Genomic DNA, 22,187 nt, shown 5'->3' with positions numbered 1-22,187 from the left:
CGGGCACGACCGGCGGGCCGCCCGCGGCCACCGGACCCGGCCACGACCCGCGCAGGGCCGGGCGACCGGCCCACCGGCGGCCCGCGCAGCGGCCCCGGACCCGGGTGCGGCCCGGGTCCGGGTCCGGGCCGCACCGGCCCCCCGGCCCCCGGCCTCGCCGGCCGCGCGGCCGCCGACCGCTCCCGATGGCCTCACGGCCGCCGACCGCCCCCCGTCGGCAAGCCGGGCCCCCTCGGAGCGCGCTCCCAGACCTCACGACTTCCCTGATTGGACGGAACAGCCATGACCACCACCCAGGCCGAAACCTCCGCCGCCCACGGCGGTCTCTCCCCCGCCGCCCGCGCCCTCCTGGAGCGCCGCCTCCGCGGCAAGGCCACCGCCGCCCCGGCCGGGATCCCGCGCCTCGACCCGCGCCCGGAGCAGGCCCCGCTGTCGGCGGCCCAGCAGCGCCTCTACTTCCTCGACCAGCTCGACCCCGGCGGCGCCGAGTACCTGATGCCCGCGGCCTGGCGGTTCAGCGGCCCGCTGGACGCGGCCGCGCTGGACGCGGCGGTCCGCGACCTGGTCGCCCGCCACGAGCAGCTGCGGGTCGTGTTCCCCGCCCGGGACGGCGTGCCCGCCCAGCGGGTACTGCCCGCCGACGGCGCCGGCCTGGACCTGACGGTGCTGCCCGCCGCCGTGCGGGAGGCCGGCGCGCAGGCGATAGCGGAGGCCGTACGGGAGGTGGCGGTACGGTCGTTCGACCTGGCCGCCGAGCCCGCCTTCCGGGCCACCCTGCTGCGGATCGCCGAGGACGACCACGTGCTCGTCCTCGCCATGCACCACATCGTGTCGGACGGCTGGTCCCTGGACATCCTGATGGGCGACCTGCGCGAGCTGTACCGGGCCCGGACCGAGGGCGGCACCCCGCAACTGGCCCCGCAGCCCATCGACTACACCGACTACGCGGTCTGGCAGCGCGGCACCGACGAGAGCACCGACCTCGACTACTGGCGCACCACCCTCGCCGGTCTGACCCCGCTCGACCTGCCCACCGACCACCCGCGGCCCGCCACCCGCTCCTATTCCGGCGCGATGCACAGCGTGGAGCTTCCCGCCGCGCTGACGGCGGCCCTGGCCGAGGCCGGCCAACGGGCCGACACCACCCCCTACATGACGGTGATGTCGGCGTTCCAGGCCGCCCTCGCCTTCCACAGCGGCCAGGACGACATCGCGATCGGCACCGTGGTCGCCAACCGCGACCGGCCGGAGACCGAGCAGCTGGTCGGCTTCTTCGTGAACACCCTGGTCGTCCGCACCGACCTGGCGGGCGACCCGACCTCCGCCGAGCTGCTCGCCCGCACCCGGGAGAGCGTGCTGGGCGCGCTCTCCCACCAGGGCCTGCCGTTCGAGCGGGTGGTGGACGAGCTCAGCCCGGAGCGGGACCTGTCCCGCAATCCGCTCTTCCAGGTGCTGTACACCCACACCTCCGGGCAGGCCGGTGCGTACGTCCTCGGCGGCGCGACCGGCACCGCCTTCCCCGTCGACCTGATCACCGCCAAGTTCGACCTGACCCTGGACGTGTACGAGGCGGACGGCCGGCAGACCCTGCGGTTCGTCTACCGCCCCGACCTGTTCACCGAGGAGTCGGTGGCCCGGCTGGCCGCCCACACCGTGGCCGTGCTACGGGCCTTCACCCAGGTGCCGGGCGTCCCGCTGAGCGAGATGGGGCTGCTCACCGACGAGGAGATCGCCGAGCTGCTGGGCCCCGACGGCCCCGCCCGCCGCAGCCTGGAGACGCAGGCGCAGGCACGGACGCAGGCACAGGCGCAGGCGCCCGAGCCGGCGCCCCGGCTCGCCCTGGACCGGCTGGACGAGCAGATCCGCCGGGCGCCCGGCGCGGTCGCCGTCTCCGGCGGCGGGCGCAGCCTGACGTACGGCGAACTCGACGCCGCCTCCCGGGCGCTGGCCCGGCGGCTGCGGGCAGCCGGGATCGGGCCGGAGTCCCTGGTCGGGGTCTGCCTGGGCCGTTCGGTGGACCTGGCCGTGGCCCTGCTGGGGGTGTGGCGGGCCGGCGCGGCCTACCTGCCGCTGGACCCGGCGCACCCGCGGGCGCGGCGGGAGTTCACGGTGACCGACGCCGGGGTGGAGTGGGTGGTCGCCGACGCCACGGGGCAGGAGGCGGTGGCCGGGCTGCCGGTGGGCCTGATCCCGCTCGACGACACCGCGTACGCCGCAGACCAGGAAGCCGGTGCCGATACGGACGCGGACCTTGCCGCGGTGCGCCCCGGGCCCGGGACCCTCGCCTACGTCATCTACACCTCCGGCTCCACCGGGCAGCCCAAGGGGGTCGAGATCACCCACGCCAACGCGGCCTGGCTGTTCGACGCCGCCGACCGGCACTTCGACTTCGGCCCCGACGACGTGTGGACCCTCGTCCACTCCCCCGCCTTCGACTTCTCCGTCTGGGAGCTGTGGGGTCCGCTGACCTCCGGCGGCCGCGTGGTGGTCCTCACCGAGGACGAGGTCCGCGACCCCGCCGCGGTGCACGCCGTGCTCCGCACCGAGCGGGTCACCGTCCTCAACCAGACCCCGGCCGCGTTCAAGGGGCTCCGGGCCCATCTGGCCCAGCAGGGCGCCGGCTTCGCCGACCTGGCGCTGCGCACCGTGATCTTCGGCGGTGACGCCTTCGACACCCGGGACTACCGCGACTGGTTCGCCGTACCGGAAGACCGCCGGCCGGCCCTGGTCAACATGTACGGCATCACCGAGACCACCGTGCACGTCACCTACCGGCTGATCACCGAGGAGGACCCCGGCTCCCCGGTGTACTCGCCGATCGGCCGCCCGCTGGCCGGCCAGCACGGCTACGTCCTGGACCGGGCCGGACGGCTGGTGCCGCGCGGCACGGTGGGCGAGCTGTACGTGGCCGGCGGCGGGGTGGCCCGCGGCTACCGCAACCGGCCCGAGCTGACCGCCGAGCGGTTCCCGCTGGACCCGTTCGGCCCGCAGGGCTCCCGCATGTACCGCACCGGCGACCTGGTGCGGGTGCTGCCCGACGGGCAGCTGGCCTACTGCGGCCGCGCCGACCACCAGGTGAAGATCCGCGGGTTCCGGATCGAGCCGGGCGAGATCGAGACGGCGCTGCGCGGTCTGCCCGGGGTCCGGGACGCGGCCGTGGTGGCCCGCCCGGACGGGCACGGCGGCGCCCGGCTGGTCGCCCACGTGGTGCTGACCGAGGGCCGCCCGCTGGACGCGGCGGACCTCCGCGACCGGCTGCGGCTCACCCTGCCCGAGTACATGGTCCCGGCCCTGTTCGTCCGCCACCCGAAGCTGCCCATCACCGCCAACGGCAAGGTGGACCGCAAGGCGCTGGTCGCGGTCGCCGCCGAGGGAACGGCGGCGCCCGCCGGGTACGTCGCCCCGGCCGGGCCGGCCGAGGAGACCCTGGCCCGGATCTGGGCCGAGGTGCTGGGGGCCGAACAGGTCGGCAGCACGGCGAACTTCTTCGACCTGGGCGGCGACTCCATCCTCGCCCTCCAGGTGATCGGGCGGGCCCGCTCGGCCGGTCTCGCGCTGAGCGTGCCGGACCTGTTCCGGGCCCGCACCCTGGGCGACCTGGCCCGGGCCGCAACCGTGGCGGAAGACGACGGCCCGGCGCCGGTGGAGCCCTTCTCCCAGCTCGACCCGGCCGACGCGGCCCGGCTGCCCGAGGGCCTGGAGGACGCGTACCCGCTGACCATGCTCCAGGCCGGCATGCTGCACGAGATGCTCGCCGACGAGCGGCGCGGCGCCTACCACAACGTCACCGACCTGAAGATCTCCGTGCCGGAGGGCTTCGACCTCGCCGCGTTCCAGGCGGCGGTGGACACCGTCGTACGCGACCACGGCATCCTGCGCACCTCCGTGGACCTGGGGTCGTTCTCCGAGCCCCTCCAGCTGGTGCACCGCACCGCACACGTCCCGGTCGGGTACACCGACCTGCGGGGCCTGCCGCAGGACGAACAGCGGGCGGTGCTGCGCGAGTTCGTGCAGGAGGAGTTCGGCCGGCGGTTCGACCTCGGCGCGGCCCCGCTGATCCGCATCCACCTGCACCGGATCACCGACACCGGGCTGCGGCTCACCCTCACCGACTGCCACATCGTCCTCGACGGCTGGAGCCTGACCTCGCTCATCGCCGACCTTCTCGACCTGCACCGGAAGTCGGTGGCGCACGGCCGCGCTCCGGAGCTGCCGGCCGCGCCCCGGTTCGCCGAGTACGTCGCCCTGGAACGGGCGGCGCTCCAGGACGAGGAGGCCCTCGCCCACTGGCGGTCTGCGCTCGCCGAACTCCGTCCGGTCCGGTTCCCGCGGCACGGTGAGCCGCCCGCCGAGGACGGGCAGCCGGTGTACGAGATCAAGCGGTCCTACGCGCGGCTCGCCGAGCCCATCGGCCGGCTGGCCCGGCAGGCCGGGGTGCCGCGGCGCACGGTCCTGCTGACCGCCTTCCACCACACCATGAGCCTGTTCGCGGAGCGGGGAGACAACGGCGGGGACGGTGGCGCGGCCGGGCACTCGATCGGCCTGGCCACCAACGGGCGGCCGGAGCTGCCGGGCGGCGACCGGATGCGCGGGCTGTTCCTCAACACGGTGCCGTTCGGGGTGCGGCGGCCCGAGGGCAGCTGGCTGGAGTACGTGCAGGCGGTGTTCGCCGCCGAGCAGGAGATGCTGCCGCACCGCCGGGTGCCGCTGGTCCGGCTGCAGCAGCTGCGGCCCGGCGAGCCGGGCCTGGTCGAGGCCATCTTCAACTTCGTCAACTTCCACCGGCTGGCCGGGGACAGCTGGGACGAGTCGCTGGAGATCGCCCGGACCATGTTCCCGCTGCTGGTGAACGCGAGCGTGGACGGCTTCCAGCTGGACGCCGACCCGGAGTACCTGGCCCCGGCCACCGCCGACCAGCTGGCGGACCTGCTGTGCCAGGTGCTGGAGGCGATGACCGGCGACCCGGAGGCCCCGGTGGTGCGGCCCGTGCTGGCCGGCGCGGCCCGGGAGCAGGCCCTGCGGGACTGGGCGCGCGGCGCGGAGCGGGAGAACACCCCGCTGGCGTTCCACGAGTTGGTCGCCGGGCACGCCGGACGGACCCCGGACGCGGTGGCCGTGGCGTACGACGGCGGGGAGCTGACCTACGCCGAACTGGACGAGGCGGCCGAGCGGTTGGCGTGGCGGCTGCGCGGGCTGGGCGTCGGACCGGAGGTGGTGGTCGGCATCTGCGTGGACCGCGGCCCGGACTGGGTGCGGTCGGTGCTCGGGGTGCTGAAGGCGGGCGGCGCGTTCCTGCCGCTGGATCCGCAGCACCCGGCGGACCGGCTGGAGTTCACCGCCCGGGACAGCGGGATGCGGGTGCTGCTCACCCAGTCCCCGCTGGCCGGCCGGGTGCCGTTCGACGGCGAGGTGCTGCTGCTGGACGACCCGGAGGTCTGGGCTGCCGGTGGGTACGGGGGCCCGGCCCGGGAGGGCGGCGCGCGTACGGACCCGGACGGCACCGCGTACCTGATCTACACCTCCGGCTCCACCGGCATCCCCAAGGGCACGGCGATCGCCCACCGCGGCCTGACCAACATGCTGGAGGCCCAGCGGGACGTGTTCGGCCCGACGCCCGCCGACCGGGTCCTGCAGTTCGCCTCGCTCAGCTTCGACGCGTCCATCCTGGAGCTGACCTGGTCGCTGGCGAACGGCGGACGGCTGTGCACCCCGCCCAAGGACGCCCTGCGGCCCGGCCCCGACCTGGCGGACACGCTGCTGGAGTACGGGATCACCGGCACGATGCTGCCGCCGAGCGCGCTGGCCGTGCTCGGGGAGGACCGCTTCCCGGACCTGGCGGTGCTCCAGGTGGCGGGCGAGGCCTGCCCGGCCGAACTGGCCCGAACCTGGTCGCGGGGCCGCCGCTTCCTCAACATCTACGGGCTCACCGAGGCCACCGTCTGGTCGGTGTGCGCCGACCTGACCCCGGACACCCGGCGGGTCCCGGTCGGCCGCCCGGTCCGCAACACGCAGATGTACGTGCTGGACGAGGACATGCGTCCGGTCCCGGTCGGCGTCCCGGGCGAGATCTACCTCGGCGGCCTGTGCGTCGGCCCCGGCTACCTGAACCGCCCCGAGCTGACCGCCGCCACCTTCGTGCCCGACCCGTACGGCGCCCCGGGCGACCGGCTGTGCCGGACCGGCGACATCGGTGCCCAGCGGCCCGACGGCACGGTGGAGTGGCTGGGCCGCCGGGACAGCCAGATCAAACTGCGCGGCTACCGGATCGAGCTGGGCGAGATCGAGCACCGGCTCCGCGAGGTGCCCGAGGTGCGTCAGGCGGTGGTGCTGCTCCGGCGGGACCTGCCGGGCGAGCCTGCCCTGGTCGCGTACGTGGTGCCGCGCGAGGGGGCGGAGACCGGCGCGGAGCAGCTCCGGCGGGCCCTGCGGGCCGAGATGCCGGGATACATGGTGCCGGGCCGGTACGTCTTCCTCGACGCGATGCCGGTCACCAGCAGCGGCAAGATCGACAAGCGGGCGCTGCCGCTGCCGGCGACCGGCCGGGAGGACGGCGGAGCGGAGTACGTGGCGCCCCGCACGCCGGCCGAGAAGGAACTCGCCGAGGTGTGGTGCACCGTGCTCGGCATCAACGAGGTCGGCGTCCACGACGACTTCTTCCACCTGGGCGGGAGTTCGCTGTCCACGGTCCGGGTGGCCGCGCAGGCGAGCTCGCGGGGCCTTCCCGTCACGGTGCGGGACCTGATCGAACGGCCGACGATCGCCCGGCTGGCGGAGCGGGCCGAGGCCGCCGCGGCCGGCGTGGCGGCGGCCGAGGTCAGGTCCGAGGTCCGGCTGCGCGAGGGCGAGGGCTCCCCGCTGTGGTGCGTGCACCCCACGGGCGGCAGCGCCGCCTGGTACGTGCCGCTCGCCCGGACCCTGCCGCCGGGGCGGCCGGTGCACGCCTTCCAGGCCCGCGGCCTGCTCGGCGGGGTGGACCCGACCACGGTGGCCGGGATCGCCGCCAACTACACCGCGGAGATCACCGCGCACGGCGGGCAGGGCCCGCACGACCTGCTGGGCTGGTCCATGGGCGCCAACATCGCCCTGGAGATGGCCACCCAGCTGTACGAGGCCGGGCACGGCGTGGAACCGCTGGTGCTGATCGAGCCCTACCTGCCCAACCCGGCCACCCGCGAACGGCTGGCCGGAGTCGGCCGGGACATGGAGACCGGACTGCGGATGCGCGACCGGGTGCGGTCGCTGGCACCGTCGCGGGAACGGGACACGGCGGTGGCCGAACTCACCGCCCTGCTGCTGGGCGCCGGCATGAGCCCCAGCGAGGCCGCCCTGGTGGAGAACGCACCGATCGAGGTGTGGCACTCGCTGCTGGTGGCGCTGGCCGGCTACGAACTCCGGCCCTACCCGGGCCACATCCACCTGGTGGTGGGCTCCCTGGCGGCCGGGCTGCCGGACGGCGAGCCGATGCCGGGCCTGGACGTGGACTACCCCACCTACGTCGAACGCTGGCGCGAGCTGGCCCTGGGCGGACTCACCGTCCACGTCACCGAAGGAGACCACATGTCGATGATGTCGGAGCGGCTGATGCCGAGCACGGCGGCGCTGCTCGCCACGATCGAGGCGGGGGTACGTCGATGACGATCACGACCCCGAACACCCCCCTGGTCTGCCCGGTGACGGGCGCCACCGCGGACGCCCCGCCGATGCGGCCGGGCGGCCCCGCACCGCTCGTCACGGCCGCCGCTCGGACCGCGCCGTTCACCGAGCGGTACCTCCTCGACCCGGCGGTCAACGCCGACCCGTACCGGTACCTCAACTCGCTCCGCGACCACGATCCGGTGTACTGGAGCGCCATGCACCGGGCCTGGCTGATCACCGGCCACGGCCAGCTGATGCACTGCCTGCGGGACCCGGCGGTCTCCGCCGAGCGGGTCGGCCCGCTGATGGACGCCGTGCCGGAGGGCGCCCGCGAGGACGCCGAGCGGGCCTTCGCGATCCTGTCGCGCTGGATGGTGTTCAACGACGCGCCGCAGCACCGCCGGCTCCGCCAGGTGTTCCAGGAGCAGTTCGCGGCCCGCACCATCGGCCGCTACCGGGCCTTCGTGGAACGCGCCACCCGGGCCATGCTGGCCCGGCGCGCGGTGCCCGGCAGCATCGGCGACCTGGTCGCCGACATCGCCCGGCCGCTGCCCGCCCTGGTCTTCGCCCGCTGGCTGGGCGTCCCCCAGGCCCACGGCCCGTCCTTCTGGTACTGGAACGCCCGGGTGGGCGACCTGGTGCTGGGTGCCGCCCAGGAGGAGCGCGAGTACCGCACGTCCCTGCAGTCCCTGGTGAACCTGGACGACTACCTGGCCGATCTGGTGCGGCAGCGCCGCGCCGACCCGAAGGACGACCTGATCAGCAACGTGCTGGCGGGCGGCCGGATCGGGACCTCGGTCAGCGAGGAGGAGTTCGTCGGGATGCTGACCCAGATGGCCTTCGCCGGCGGCGAGACCACCAGCAACCTGATCGTCAACTGCCTGCTGGCGCTGCTGCAGCACCCGGAACAGCTGGCCGCCGTACGCGAGGACCCGAAGCTGGTGCCGATGGCCGTGGAGGAGGCGATGCGGTTCGACGGGCCCTCCAAGATGTCCATCCGCACCGCCGGGGAGGACCTCGACCTCGACGGGCGCACGGTCCGCTCCGGGGACCGGATGTTCCTGGTCACCGCCGCCGCCAACCGGGACCCGGACCGGTTCCCCGACCCGGACGTGTTCGACGTCCGCCGCGGCAGCGCCTCCCACCTCGGGTTCGGTTTCGGCGCGCACTTCTGCATCGGTGCGGCGCTGGCCCGGCTGGTGGCCGGCGCGGTGGTCGACGTACTGGTCCGCGAGTACCCGGGACTGGAACTGGTCGAACAGGCCCACACCTGGCAGCTGTCCCTGCTCAACCGGGCGCTGACGGCGCTGCCCGTCCGCTACTGACTGCCACCGACCGAAGGAAGATCCGACCATGGCAAGCACCCTGGCGAGCGCGGGCACCCGCCTGTGGACGCCCGCCCGGCAGCCGTCGTTCCGGCTGCTGTGGCTGGGCCAGTCCCTGTCCCTGCTCGGCGACGGCTTCAGCTACATCGCGTTCTCGTGGATCACCCTGGGCCTGACCGGGTCCACCCTGGCCCTCGGATGGGTCCTGGCCTGCCAGGCCGTCCCGCGGGCCCTGCTGACCCTGGTCGGCGGATCCCTCAGCGACAAGTGGTCCAGCCGCACCCTGATGAAGTTCTCCAGCTGGGCCCGGGCCGCCCTGATGGCGGCGGTGGGCGTGGCCGGCATGGCCGGGGCGCTCAACGTCTGGCTGCTGTGCTGCGCGGCCGCCGCCTTCGGCGCGGTCGACGCGTTCTTCCAGCCGGCCCGGGCCTCGATCCTGCCGTCGGTGGTGGAGAAGGAGCTGCTGCCGCCCGCGAACGCCCTGCTCGGGGTCGGCACGAAGGTGTCGGCGGTGCTCGGCCCGGCCGTCGGCGGCATGGTGGTGGCGCTCTCCGACGCCCACATCGCCTTCCTGGTGGATGCACTGTGCTTCGCGCTGTGCGGGCTGTGCGTGGCCCGGATACGGACCCGGCCGGCGGCGGACCCGGCCACCGCCCCGGACGCCGCCCCGGCTCCGAAGGCCGGCAAGGCGGCCGGGGATTCGCTCGGCGCCCGTATCAGGGCCGGGCTGCGCTACGCCTGGGAGGATCCGCGGATCCGGACCATCCTGGCCATCGACATGGCGGTGACGTTCTGTCAGGCGGGGCCGTTCACGGTCGGCTTCGCCACCCTGGCCAAGGTCGACCTCCAGGGCGGCTCGACCACCCTGGGCCTGCTCAACGGCGCGCTGGCGGGCGGTGCCATGCTGGGTACCCTGGCCGGCGGCGCCCTCGCCGCCCGGCCGAGGGTGGGCCTGCTGATCGCCGCGCTGGCCGGCTGGCTGGCCGTCGGGTCGGGGATCCTCGGCCTCGTCGACAACACCGCGGCGGCCATCGGCACGGTGCTGGTGATGGGCTTCGGGATGGGCTTCCAGGGGGTGTTCGGCCTCAGCTGGATCCAGCGGAACATCGACGGCTCGGTGCTGAGCCGGGTGATCTCGGTGGACATGGTCCTCGGCTATGCGGTCGCCCCGCTCTCCCTGGTCCTGTGCGGCGCTCTGGCCCAGTCGGGCACCGGCCCGATGTTCGCCCTGTCGGCGGTGGTCCTGGCGGTGACGGCGGCGGGCGTCCTGACCTCCCGGCACGTTCGCGAGATGCGCTGACCTCCGCGTCCTCCGGCCGGCCCGGTCCCCCCGCCACGGGGGCGACCGGGCCGCCGCCGTTTCCCCCGGGGTGTCCTGCCGTACGGTCAGGCCAGCACGGCGGCCGCGAACTCGCACAGCGCGGACCGCGTCGGGTGGCCCGTCTTGGTGCCGAGCGCGGCGATGTGCTTCTCCACCGTGCGGGGGGAGATGTAGAGGCGGTCGGCGATCTCCTTGTTGCCGAGCCGCTCGGGGAGCAGCTGGAACACCTCGTACTCGCGGACCGTGACCCCCAGGGTGCGCAGCGCCTCCGGGATGCTGCTGGAGCCGCTGCGGCGCTGGTGGACGGGGGCGCCCAGGCGGCGCAGGGCGGCCCGGCAGGCGTTGGCGACGCTGGCCACGGAGTTCTGGTGGAAGTGGTGTTCGGCGCGGCGCAGCCAGGCGACCGGCTCGCCCCAGCCGTCCTGGTGGGCGGTCTCGGCGATGAGCCGCAGCCCCAGGTGGAGGGCGGTGGGGTAGGACTCGGCGATCCGCAGGGCGTCGTCGACGGCGGTGGCGGCCTGGGCGGGGCGGCCCTCGCGGCCGAGCAGGACGGCGCCGGCGAGCAGGACGAACTGCCGGTTCCACCGCATGCGGCCGGGGGAGGTCGCGGCGATCTCCTCGTACGGGCTGCGGCCGACCTCCCCGGACAGGACGTCGAGGAGCAGGCCGATGCCGTACCGGCCGCTGAGGTAGTAGGTGCTGGGGTTGGCGTCCTCGAGGTCGCGGACCGCATGGAGCTCGCGGACCGCGCCGGGTCTGTCCTCTTCCATGAGTGCGCAGAACGCCCGGGCGAGCCCGAGCGTCAGCGGTTCTTCCTGGGAGCCGGCGCCGTCCCAGTCGGCGAATGCGGACAGGGCCCGGTCCATGGCCGGCCGGTCGCCCTGGTGGGCGGCGAGGACCGCCTGGGACATCAGGACGTAGCGGGTGGCGGGGGCCAGCCGGAGGCGCTGGACGACGCTGAGGCATTCCTCGGCGGCGCGGGCGGCGGCGGTGAACTCGCCGCGCAGGACGGTGTCCAGGATGAGGATGCCGTCGATGGTGTAGACGACGGTGGCGGAGCCGAGCCGGAGGGCCTCGCCGCGGGCCGAGAGCAGCGGGCCGGTGTTGCCCTCGGTGAGCCAGTTGTTGCCGCCGATCCGGGTGAGCGCGTACATCCGCTGGACCGGGAGGCGGTGCTGTTCGGCGGTGTAGAGGGCGGATTCGAGGAGGGCGGTGGCCTCGTCGAAGTCGCGTTCCCGGGCGAGGGTGGCGAGGAGTTCCCAGGCCTGGCAGACGACCGTGGACAGGCCGTGCCGTTCGGCGGCCTGGAGGGCGGAGCGGGCGAGTTTCTCGGCGAGCTGGGTGCGGTCCGGGCCGGGGGTGTCCAGGGCCAGGTAGGCGGCGGTGACGTCGATGGGCGCGGTGCTGCGCTCGTCGGGTTCGGCCTTCAGGAGGGCTCTGGCCTGCGCGATCTGCCGGTTGCCGTCCTCCCAGCGGCCGGCCGTGTGGGCGACCTTGGCGAGCCGGGTGTGCAGGGCGGCCAGGCGTACGGCGGTCAGGCTGCCGAGGACGTGCAGGTTCTCGGCGAAGCCGAAGGCCTCGGAGAACTGGCCGGCTTCGGCGAGGGCGGGCAGCAGGGCTTCGAGGACCTCGGCCCGGCGGGTGGCGTCCCGGCTGTCGGCCAGCAGCCGTTCGGCGCGGCTGAGCAGGGTGATCGCCGAGCCGATGGCGCCGGCCCGCAGGGCCCGCAGGCCCGCTTCGGCGAACAGCCGGCCGGCCTCGTCGTGGTCCCCGGCCTGCGAGCGGAGTTCGGCGGTCAGCGGGCACCAGTCGCCGGGCAGTTCCGGGTGGAGGTCCTGGACGGCGTCCGCGGCCTGCCCGGCCATTGCGGCCCGGTTGCCGGGAGTGAGCTGGGTGAGCAGCGCCTCGGCGGTGAGGGAGTGGCGGAACGCGTACCAGTCGGGGGACGGTTCGTCGGGCACGACGAGCTGGGCCGCGACCCCGGCGTGCAGGTGGCTGAGCAGTCCGCGGTCGTCGATGCCGGTCATCCGCTGGAGCACGGTCAGCGGGAAGCGCCGGCCGATCACGGCGGCCGCGGAGAGCAGGGTCAGGCCCTGCGGGCCGAGCCGGTCGATGCGCCGCAGGATTCCGCGGGCCAGGGCGGTGGAGACGTCGCTGCGCAGGTCCCCGACCACCCGCCAGCCCTCGTCGCCCTGGACCAGGGCGCCTCCGCTGATCATGCTCTGGAGGAGTTCCTCGACGAGGAAGGGGCTGCCGGCGCTGTCGTCCCAGAGCCGGGCGAGGGCCGCGGGCGGCACCCCGTCGGGCTCGGTGCCGAGCTGCGCGGCGATCACGGCGCCCACCTCGGGGCGGGTGAGCGGGGCGAGTTCGAGTACGGTGCCCACTCCGCGGCGCCGGGCCGAGTCGGCCATGTCGAGCGCGTCGCAGGGTTCGGTACGGATGGTGGCCAGCAGCACCACCGGGGTGTACTCCAGGTTGTCGACCAGGTATTCGACCACCGCGAGGGTCTCGGGGTCGGCGTCGTGCAGGTCCTCCAGCAAAAGCAGCTGGCCGCCCGGTGCGGCGGTGGCGATGAGCAGGCGCAGCACCGCCTCACCCAGGATGATCATGGAGCTGCTGTCCTGGGCGTCGCTGCTCCAGTCCGGTATGAGCCGGCCGAGGGCCGGCCGGTAGGGGCCGAGCGGCAGGTCGTCGAGGGGTGCGCCGCTGCGGAACAGCGACATCAGCGCCTCGGTGAGTGGCCGGAAAGGGACGGTCGGTCCGGTGGTGCTGCTCCGGCCGCGGAGCACGCGCATCCCGGAGTCGAAGGCCAGACCCACGGCCTCGGCGGCGAGGCGGGACTTTCCGATTCCCGCCTCGCCGACCAGGAAGACCACCCCGCCGCGCCCCTCACGCGCGTCGGCCAACGCCAGCTTGATCTCCGCCAGTTGGGAGTCACGACCCACGAGGTACCGCGCACGGGAACGCATGAGCGTGATGCTAGTTCATACGAACTGTTCGAGGTCCACTCAAAGTTGGCCTTTCCTCCGAGGTCCGGAATGACCTACTCGGCGGGCGCTCAGGCGCCGGCCTTGATGAAGGAGACGCTGGTGTCGAGCTGGCCCAGGGTGATGACGATCCCGCTGGTCAGCACCATGCCGGACAGGACGCGGGCGCGGGCGCAGACCTTGTTGCGGCCGGAGAGGGTGAGCGGGCCGGCCGGGTCCTCGGAGGCGGCGGGGGCGGCGGTGGCGTCGGAGCGGGTGGCGGCGAGGGACTGGACGGCGGCGAGGTTCTTCTGCATGGCGGTGGCTGCCTTTCGGGGAGTCGGTGAGCGGAGCGCGAGCGGGAGCTGCGGGCGGTTCGGTGAGCGATGCTGCGGGCCGCAGCGGTTCGGCGAGTGGTTCAGCGAGCGGTGTGTTCGAGGAGCAGGACGGACGGGACGGCCTCCGGGAAGCCCAGCCGGAGCAGGGCGTATCCGATGCCGGACAGTCCGGCGAGCAGTCCGGGGGACGGGACCTGGTCGGGGGTGCCACACCGGTGGCCGTACTCGGCGAGCCGGCCCAGCAGTTCCCCGGTGCGGTGGGTGAGTGCGCCGCGGGCCCCGTCGTGGCCCTGGGCGGCGAGTACGGAGAGGAGTTCGAGGGTGCCGAGGGTGCCGTGCTGGAGAGCCAGGTCGGCGGAGGCCGGGGCCTCGGCGAGCAGTCCGGCGCAGCGGTCGAGCGCGGCCCCGGCGGCCGGGTGGTGCCCGGTGGTCGGCAGGGTGTCGGCGGCGGCCAGCGCGGTGCCGGCGAGTCCGGCGTACCAGTCGAGGTGCCCGGGGTGGAGGAGTGCGGTGTCCAGCGCCGACCGCAGGAGGGCGGCACCGGTCTCGGCGTGCCGCCGGGCGTCCGGCCGGGCGGCGGCGTAGCGGAGCAGGGCCCAGCCCACGCCGGCGTCGCCGTGGGCGAAGCCGGGCGCCGGGGTGGTGCCGCCCAGCCGGGCGAGCAGCCGGTCGGCGAGGCGGTCGGCCAGGGCGGCCGCGCCCTCCGCGCCGGGGGTGCCGGACACGGCGACCGTGACGGCCAGCGCGCCGGCGAGTCCGTCGGCCAGGTCGCAGGGGCCGTCCGGATCGGCGTCGGCGGCCAGTTCGAGGGCGGCCAGCGCGGCCGGCAGGCAGGCACCGATACCGTCCGAGGCGCCGTCCGAGGCGCCGTCCGAGGCGCTGACCGGGGCGCCGTCCGGGCCGCCGCCGGTCTCGCCGAACAGGGCGGACAGCCGGGCCACCGCGTAGACGATGCCGCTCAGGCCGTGCAGGGCGCCCGGTCCGGCCGCCGCGCTGAGCTCGGGGTCCGCGGCCAGCACCGACAGCAGCTCCGGCAGCGGGCGTACGGCCTGCCGGGCCAGCGAGGTGTAGCGCTCGGCGCCGGACAGGGCGCCGATCTGGGCGAGGAACAGCGCGACCCCGCAGTAGCCCTGCGCGAGCCCGCCGCCCATGGGCAGGACCGCCCAGTGGTCGCCGGCGACCTGCTCCAGGCCGAGCCAGTTGACCCGGCCGCCGCCGGGCACCGCGCGGGCGGCGAGTTCGTCGGCGATCCCGCAGGCGGCGGTCAGCAGCCGGGACGGCTCGGGCACCACGGCGGGTGCGGGCTGCCCGGCCAGTACGGAACGGGGCCGTGCGGCTCCGGAGTTGGCGCTGCTGACGGCCAGCGTCGCGGAGATGATCCACTCCTGGTCGTAGCGGTCCACCTCGCTCATCGCGGCGATCTTCGTGCGTACGGCGTCCAGTCCGGCGGCGGGCAGCACCCCGTCGAGGCGGCCGTCCCGGGCGGTCAGCACCGCGGTGCCGGCGGGGTGGTGGAAGAAGAGCGGCACGTCCCCGCACCACAGGTCGGCGATCTCGTCCTCGACCAGCCGCTGCCGGGCCGCGTCGTGCACGGACTCCGACCACAGGAGGGCGAACACGGACTCGCGGGCCAGGGCGTCGCCCAGCACGTCGGGGTGCGTGGACTCGTCGAGCAGGGCGGTGTAGAGGCGGGTCGAGCGGGCGATCAGCCGACCCGGGCTGTCGGCCCAGCGGGCCAGCAGCCCCTCCGCGCCGTCGGCCAACTCGGCCCCCTCGGCCCCCTCGGCCCCCTCGGCCCCCTCGGCCGCCTCGGCCCCGAGGAGTTCCGCGCGGTGCGCGGTGATCGCCTCGTACCCGGCCCGGAAGCCTTCCAGCAGGGCGGCCCGGTGATCGGTGTGCCCGGTGGTCCGGCCCTGCGGCTCCGGCCGGTTCTGCCCGGCCTGACAGGCCACGGCGGCCCGGCGCACCCGCATCTCGTCCGTTCCGGCCGCCTCCCAGCACACTGCGTCGCTGGGGTAGGCGCCGCCCTCGCCGCCGCCGAGCGAGGAGATGTCCAGGCCGCCGTTCTCCCCGATCAGCAGGCTCGGCAGCAGGCAGGTGCGGTGCACGGAGGCCTGGAGGGCGTCCGCGGCCGGGTCCGGTCCGGCGGTCATGGCCGCCGGCAGCCCGGTGTGCAGCAGGGTCTCGGCGTCCACCAGGACCGGCTGGTCCCCGCAGGCGATGACGTTCTCGTAGTGCATGTCCACGCCGTCGATGGCGTACAGCAGGGCGAGCAGCGCACCCTGGCGGCGGTAGAACCGGTCGAGTTCGGTGACCGACCCGCAGCCGCGGTGCTCGATGAACTCCAGCCATCCGTGGCCGGTTCCGCGGACCGACCGCGGGGTGCGCAGCCCCAGGCCGGGCACCTTTCCGTTGAGCCAGCCCACCGCCCGGTCCAGCAGCTCGTGCTGGCCCAGCGGGCGGGGCTTGTAGACCACGGTGGCGCCGTCGGCGAAGTGCAGCAGCGCGACCCCCCGGTTGCCCTGGTGGGCGTCGCCGCGGCCGATGTCCATGCGTACCAGTTCGCCCGGGTCGGTGCCCTCGAACAGCTCCTTGACGATCTCGGGGCGGTCGGCGGTGAACCGCTCCAGCAGTTCCGCGGTGGCCTCGGCCGCGAACCCGCAGGCCTGGCCCAGCATCCGGGCCAGCACCGGGTAGCGGGTGAACAGCCCGGCCAGCCCCTGCGGAGTGCTCAGGCGGGCGATGAACGCGGCGAACCTGTCCTGCGGGGTCCGGCCGGGCAGCTCTCCCCCGGCGCGGGCCAGGTTCAGCTCCTTCACCAGGGTGCGGGCCGCCTGCCGGGTGAGCCGCTCGCCGAGCCGCTCCTCGAATCCGGCGCGGACGGCGGCCAGTTCGGCCTGCCCGCAGTCGGTGCCCGCCTCGGTACGGGCGGCGACCTCGGCCCAGGCGAGGTCGATCAGGGGCCGCAGCACGGGCAGGAACAGCGCGGCACCATCGGCGTCGGCACCCTCGGCACCGGCACCCTCGGTGTGGGCGGCCTCGGTGTCGGCGGCCTCTGCACCGGCAGACTCGGCCCCGGCGGCCGCCCGGTCCTCAGCTGCCCGCCCCGGCCCGGAAACCTCCGCGGCCCGTGCCACCCGGCCGGCCTGCGCGACCGCCCGCTCGATGTACGCCGCCCAGTGCGGCACCGCGGCCCGCCCGGCGAGCCGGGCCGGCGCCTCCTCCGCAAGGGCGTGCGCCACGTCCGCCCCGACCCCCAGGCTCGCGAGGCGGGCGGCGAAGCCGTCCCGGTCCCCGCAGGACCACGGCGCGGGCCGGCTGCCGGGGGCGGCATCCGCCGCGGACACCGGGGCGTCCGGGGCGGCGAGCCTCTCCCGCAGGTTCAGGCCCCGGGCCCACCACCCGTAGGTGAGGGCGCCGACCCGGGTCTCTCGGTCAGTGGCGGTATCAGTCACGGGAGAAAAACTCGCAGCTCCCGCCGTCCCCCACATGGGGGGAACTCCCCCATATTCTGCGGGCCCTCCCCCACCTCCCCGCCGGGACGTACGGACCTAGGGGCGCGGCACCCCCCGGGTACGCCCCGCACCCGCCCGGCCTGGGGCGCTTCCGCGCCGCCCGGCCGGACCGCCGTCCGCGCCGTGAGCTCTGCGGACGGGTCCGCACGGGATCTGCGGGGCGTGCTCACGGACCTTTCACAAATGTGGGGGCCGGGGCCCGATGCCGGGGCCCGGCCGCCGCCGCCAGTCTGCTCTCCAGCACCCCACTCCCATGACGCCTCGGAGGACCCGGTGGGAAAGCCCGTACCTGTCAACGTCGTCGCACTCGACCCGGTGCTGGAAGCCGGCACCAAGTCCACCTTGTTCGCCTGCCCGGAGGTGTCCCTGACACAGCCCGATGGTGAGCCGCGGGTCGTGGTCATGACCGTGGACCAGGTCGGGCACCCGGAGCTCGACGCCCTGCGCACCATCCGGGAGGCACCCCACCGGCCCGACGTGGTGCTGGTGGCCGCCGAACTGGCGCCCGGCGGCGCCCTGCACGCGATAGCGGCGGGAGCCCGCGGGCTGCTGCGCCGAAGAGAGGCGGACGCCCCCCGGCTGTCCCGGGCGGTGCTGGCCGCCGCCCGCGGCGACTGCACGCTGCCGCCGGACCTGCTGGACCTGCTGCTGAAGCACTCCGGCGCCCCCGGCCGGGACGGTGATCCGGCGGCCGCCCCATGGGCGGCGGCCGGGCTCACCGACCGGGAGCGGTCCGTCCTGCGGATGGTCGCCGACGGCCACGAGACCAGCGAGATCGCCCAGCGGCTGTGCTACTCGCCGCGCACGGTGACGACCGTCGTACACGACATCACCCAGCGGTTCCGGCTGCGCAACCGCGCCCACGCCGTGGCCTACGCGCTGCGGACGGGCCTGCTGTGAGCGCCGCCGTCGCCGCGCCGGCGCGGCCCGGGCACAGCGTGCGGGTGCACGTGGTCGGCGGCCCCGGCGGCCGGCCGCCGGAGGGTCTGACCCGGATGCTGGCCGAGGCGGGCGGCGGCCTGGCCGAAGCCTCTGAACCGGCCCCGGACACGGTGGTGGTGGCGGTCGCCGCCACCGTCGAGGAGGCCCTGGCGGCCTGCCCCGGACCGGGCCACCGGCTCCTCGCCATCTGCGACACCGTCACCCCCGAGGGGCTGCGCCTGGCCATCCGGGCCGGGGTGCTGGCCATCCTGCGCTCGGCCGACCTCACCCCGGCGCAGCTGGTGGCCGCCGTGCACTGCGCGCACCAGGGCGACGGCCGGATGCCGTACGCGGCCCTGGTCCGCCTGCTCGGCAGCGCGGGCAGCCCGGCGGTGCCCCGTACGACGGCCCTGCCGGAGGCCCCGCTGCTGACGGCCCGCCAGACGGCCGTGCTGACCCTGATGGCGGAGGGCCACGGCAACGCGGTGATCGCCCGCACCCTGTCCTGCTCGGAGCACACCGTCAAGAACGTCATCTACGAACTGATGGGCCGCCTCCAGGCCCGCAACCGCGCGCACGCGGTGGCCTGCGCGGTCCGGCACAGCATCATCTGACCCCGAACCCGACCCCGAATCCGAACCCGAATCCGAGCCCGAACCCGGACCCGGACCCGGACCCGGACCCGAATCGTCCGGGCATCATCCGAGAGGCTCCTCGGTGACCGGGAGTTCCCGGAGGGCGTGGAAGCGGAAAGTGGTGTTCCAGGGGAGCCGCTCCACCGGGTCGGCCACCTTCAGGCGTGGGAACCGCCGGAGGAGCGCCTCCAGCGCGAGGGTGGTCTGCAGCCGGGCCAGCGGCGCGCCGAGGCAGTAGTGCAGGCCCTGCCCCAGGGCGAGATGGGCCTTGTCGGTGCGGTGGAGGTCGAAGCGGTCCGGTTCCGGGTAGCGGGCCGGGTCGCGGTGGGCCGACCCCAGGCAGAGCAGGACCGTGTCCCCCGCGGGGATCTCCGTACCGCCGATCTCGACCGGCTCGACCGTGAAGCGGCGGATCGCCGTCTGGTTCGGGTGGGCGTGGCGCATCAGTTCCTCGACGGCCTCGGGGAGCAGTTCGGGGCGTGCGCGCAGGACGGCGGCCGGCTCCCCGGGGTGGGAGAGGAGGGTGAGGAGGCCGTTGCTGATGAGGTGCTGGACGTTTTCGCTGCCGGCCATCAGGATCAGGAAGGCGAGCGAGACGAGTTCGTCCTCGGAGAGCCGGTCTTCCGCATCCCGTGCCGTGATGAGGCCGGACAGCAGGTCGTCGCCGGGATGGGCCCGCCGGTCGGCGACGAGGCCGGTGAGGAACTCCCGGACCTGGTCGATGGCGGCCGCGAGCTCCTCGCGGCTGCGCGGGGTGAGCATGCCGGCGACCCATCCGGAGAAGCGGTGCCGGTCGGCCGCGGGCACCCGCAGCAGCTCCCCGATGACGTGCAGGGGCAGCGGCTTGGCGAACTCGGCGACCACGTCGCCCCGTCCGGTGCTGCGGATGCGCTCCGCGAGCCGTTCGACGAGGCCGTCGACCGCGGACCGGATGCCGCCCCGCAGCATCTCGACGTGCCGTGGGGTGAAGGCCTGGGACACGAGGCGGCGGAGCCGCAGGTGGTCGGCGCCGTCGAGGTTCAGCAGGTTCCGGTCGAGGGCCGGCGGCAGCGAGAAGCCGCTGAACCCGGTGGTGGAATGCCGTTTGTCCACCGACAGCCGGGGATCGGACAGCCCGGCCCGGACATCGGCCTCGTGCGTGACCAGCCACACGGGCGATCCGTCGGGCAGCTCGACCCGGTGCACGGACCCTTCGGCGCGCAGCCGGGCGTACACCGCGTACGGATCGGCCCGGAACTCCTCGCCGAACGGCTGCGGAAGGGCGGCGTCCACCGTGGTCTCACTCATGCGTCTCCCCCATGCGTCTCCCCGTTTGGACGAGCGGAACCGTGATCAATAGGATCCGCCGGTGATCACAAGACTACGGCTGTCGACATGGCTCTGCCTCGTGCTGGCCGCTCTCACCGTGGGCCTCCAGCCCAGCAGGGCCCTCGCGGGTGAACCGGGTGGGCAGCCGCCGCCGAAGGTGGAGCTGGTGCTCGACGTCAGCGGGTCCATGCGGGCCCAGGACGTCGACGGCGGTACGCGGATGGCCGCCGCGAAGCAGGCCTTCAACGAGGTGCTGGACGCCACCCCGCAGGAAGTCCACCTGGGCATACGCACGTTGGGCGCGCAGTACCGCGGGAACGACCGGCAGGAGGGCTGCAAGGACACCCAGCAGCTCTACCCCGTGGGCCCGTTGAACCGTACGGAGGCGAAGACCGCGGTCGCCACGCTGGCGCCGACCGGATGGACCCCCATCGGGCCCGCGCTGCTGAAGGCGGCGGAGGACCTGAAGGGCGGCGAGGGATCGCGGCGGATCGTCCTGATCAGTGACGGCGAGGACACCTGCGCACCGCTGGACCCGTGCGTGGTCGCGCGGGACATCGCCGCCCAGGGCATCCACATCACCATCGACACCCTCGGCCTGGTGCCGGACGCCAAGACGCAGGAGCAGCTGAGCTGCATCGCGGAAGCCACCGGCGGTACCTACACCGCGGTCCGACACAAGAAGGAACTGTCGGACAAAGTAGCCCAGTTGGTGGACCGGGCGGCCAAGCCGGAGGTGACTCCGGTCGCCGTTCAGGGCGCCGCCGAGTGCACCGCGGCCCCGGTCCTCACGTCCGGCATCTACTCCGACCGCGAGGAGTTCGGCAAGCACCGCTGGTACCGGGTGGAGGTGCGTCCCGGGCAGGAGCTGCGCGCCTCGGTGAGCGTCGCCGCCGACCGGGTCGTCAACCAGGACTACGGCGTGCTGCTGCGCGCCACGACCCTGCACGGCCGGGAGATCGTCCGCGGGCAGGAGTCGGGCGACGGCCGCACCGACGCCATCTCGACCGGGCTGCGCTACCCGAAGGCCGAGGTGGACGGCGATGACGACGACGCCGCCGGCGGCCGCGCGGGCGCGGAGACCGTCTGCCTGCGCGTCAGCAACTCGTACTCGGCGGCCCCGGCCGTGAAGACCACTCCCGGTCTGCCCGTCGAGCTCACCATCGATGTGGTGGAGGGGCCGGGCGACGCCTCGGACGTCGCCGCGTTCGGTCTGGGCCGCGGCTGGTGGCTGCTCGGCGTACTGGTGGTCGCCGGCTTCCTCGCCGGGCTGCTGTGGGGCTGGATCTCGCGCTGGCGCGTGACTGTCTGGAGGACCAACTGATGTGGACCACCCGTTCCCTGGCGAGCGGAACGGCGGCCCTCGCCCTCCTGCTCGGGCCCGCCGTCCTGCCCGCCGCCGCGGCCGGCCCGTCCCCGGCCGCGAGCGGTGACGCCGCCGCGCCCACCGAGGCCGGAACCTCGTTCCGTACCGCCACCGAGATCCGCCAGGGCCAGCGGGCCACCGCCGACGCCTCCTCCGGTGACTACCTCTACTGGTCCTTCGCCGCCGACACCGGTCAGCGGGCCACCGTCCGGGCGACGGTACGGCCGGCCGACACAGCCGCCCGGCCGCCCGCCTCGACCTGGCAGCTCGACGTGTACGACGGGCTGCGGCGCCGGCAGGCCTGCACGCACGGCGCCTCGACGCGCTCGACGGCGGCCGGCGCCCCGTCCGTGGAACTGTCCTGCACCCTGCGCACGGTGCGCGGCTGGGCCGAGCCGTGGGCCGACGATCCGCTGCCGGGGACGTACTACGTCCGGCTGACCGCGGTCGGACTGGCGAAGACGGACCTGGGGCTGCCGGTGCACGCGGAGGTCCAGGTGGCCTCGGCGGACGTCGGCGGTTCGGCCGCGGTGGACGGGAGCCTCGCCGTGCCGCTGGTCCCGGGCATCGCGACGGCCGCGGACTCCGGCGCATCATCCGGAGCGGACGCCCGCACATCCGTGGCGCGGCTGTTCTCCGGCGAACCGGAGGACGGCTGGGCCTCCGGCCGGTGGACGGACCGCTGGCTGTGGACCGCCGCCGGCGGCCTCCTGGCCGCCCTCGCCGGCATCGGCGGCTACGCCCTCACCCGCGGCACGGGCCGCCCCCACCGGATGCCTCCCGGCGCCTGACCGGCCCCCCGCCGGTCGGTGCTCTCCCGCCCGGCCCCTCGACCGAGGGGCCGGGCGGGGCAGCCT

11 protein-coding genes are annotated in these 22,187 nt (G+C 75.0%); 7 read left to right on the top strand and 4 right to left on the bottom strand.

What is annotated here, in order from left to right; genetic code table 11:
- Window positions 1–282 precede the first annotated feature (282 nt).
- From AB0447_RS09380 to AB0447_RS09370, 3 genes are read left to right on the top strand one after another with little or no spacing between them, the layout of a single operon-like run.
- Window positions 283–7,635: an amino acid adenylation domain-containing protein gene (locus tag AB0447_RS09380; protein WP_366475958.1), complete on the top strand. Its 7,353-nt coding sequence runs from the start codon at window positions 283–285 to the stop codon at window positions 7,633–7,635.
- Complete coding sequence (locus tag AB0447_RS09375; protein ID WP_366475957.1) at window positions 7,632–8,960, top strand: cytochrome P450; 1,329 nt, start codon at window positions 7,632–7,634, stop codon at window positions 8,958–8,960. The genes AB0447_RS09380 and AB0447_RS09375 overlap by 4 nt, the downstream gene beginning before the upstream one ends.
- Before the next feature lie 28 nt (window positions 8,961–8,988).
- A complete protein-coding gene (locus tag AB0447_RS09370; protein WP_366475956.1) occupies window positions 8,989–10,260 on the top strand; it encodes an MFS transporter in 1,272 nt (423 codons plus the stop codon).
- An 86-nt stretch (window positions 10,261–10,346) separates the two neighbouring features.
- Here AB0447_RS09370 and AB0447_RS09365 read toward each other — a convergent pair whose 3' ends face one another.
- The 3 genes from AB0447_RS09365 to AB0447_RS09355 form a co-directional block, all read right to left on the bottom strand.
- A complete protein-coding gene (locus tag AB0447_RS09365; protein ID WP_366475955.1) occupies window positions 10,347–13,250 on the bottom strand; it encodes an AAA family ATPase in 2,904 nt (967 codons plus the stop codon).
- Window positions 13,251–13,339: 89 nt separating this feature from the next.
- A complete protein-coding gene (locus AB0447_RS09360) occupies window positions 13,340–13,564 on the bottom strand; it encodes a hypothetical protein (protein ID WP_366475954.1) in 225 nt (74 codons plus the stop codon).
- 101 nt (window positions 13,565–13,665) lie between these two features.
- Window positions 13,666–17,040 (bottom strand): type 2 lanthipeptide synthetase LanM family protein, encoded by a 3,375-nt coding sequence (locus AB0447_RS09355; protein ID WP_366475953.1) that lies wholly within the window; start codon window positions 17,038–17,040, stop codon window positions 13,666–13,668.
- A 333-nt stretch (window positions 17,041–17,373) separates the two neighbouring features.
- On the opposite strand from AB0447_RS09355, the gene AB0447_RS09350 reads away from it, so the two are divergent.
- Window positions 17,374–18,000: a response regulator transcription factor gene (locus AB0447_RS09350; protein ID WP_366475952.1), complete on the top strand. Its 627-nt coding sequence runs from the start codon at window positions 17,374–17,376 to the stop codon at window positions 17,998–18,000.
- Window positions 17,997–18,635, top strand: coding sequence for a LuxR C-terminal-related transcriptional regulator (locus tag AB0447_RS09345; protein WP_366475951.1), 639 nt, complete (start codon window positions 17,997–17,999; stop codon window positions 18,633–18,635). The genes AB0447_RS09350 and AB0447_RS09345 overlap by 4 nt, the downstream gene beginning before the upstream one ends.
- 84 nt (window positions 18,636–18,719) lie before the next feature.
- Here the strand turns inward: AB0447_RS09345 and AB0447_RS09340 are convergent, their stop codons facing one another.
- A complete protein-coding gene (locus tag AB0447_RS09340; RefSeq protein WP_366475950.1) occupies window positions 18,720–19,943 on the bottom strand; it encodes a cytochrome P450 in 1,224 nt (407 codons plus the stop codon).
- Between the two features lie 61 nt (window positions 19,944–20,004).
- Here AB0447_RS09340 and AB0447_RS09335 point away from each other — a divergent pair, with 61 nt between their 5' ends.
- Complete coding sequence (locus tag AB0447_RS09335) at window positions 20,005–21,288, top strand: VWA domain-containing protein (RefSeq protein WP_366475949.1); 1,284 nt, start codon at window positions 20,005–20,007, stop codon at window positions 21,286–21,288.
- Complete coding sequence (locus AB0447_RS09330) at window positions 21,288–22,121, top strand: hypothetical protein (protein WP_366475948.1); 834 nt, start codon at window positions 21,288–21,290, stop codon at window positions 22,119–22,121. The genes AB0447_RS09335 and AB0447_RS09330 overlap by 1 nt, the downstream gene beginning before the upstream one ends.
- Window positions 22,122–22,187: the final 66 nt, after the last annotated feature.

Source organism: Streptomyces sp. NPDC051211 (assembly GCF_040689505.1).
Taxonomy (GTDB): Bacteria; Actinomycetota; Actinomycetes; order Streptomycetales; family Streptomycetaceae; genus Streptomyces.
This window is presented reverse-complemented; position numbering and strand designations above follow the sequence as displayed.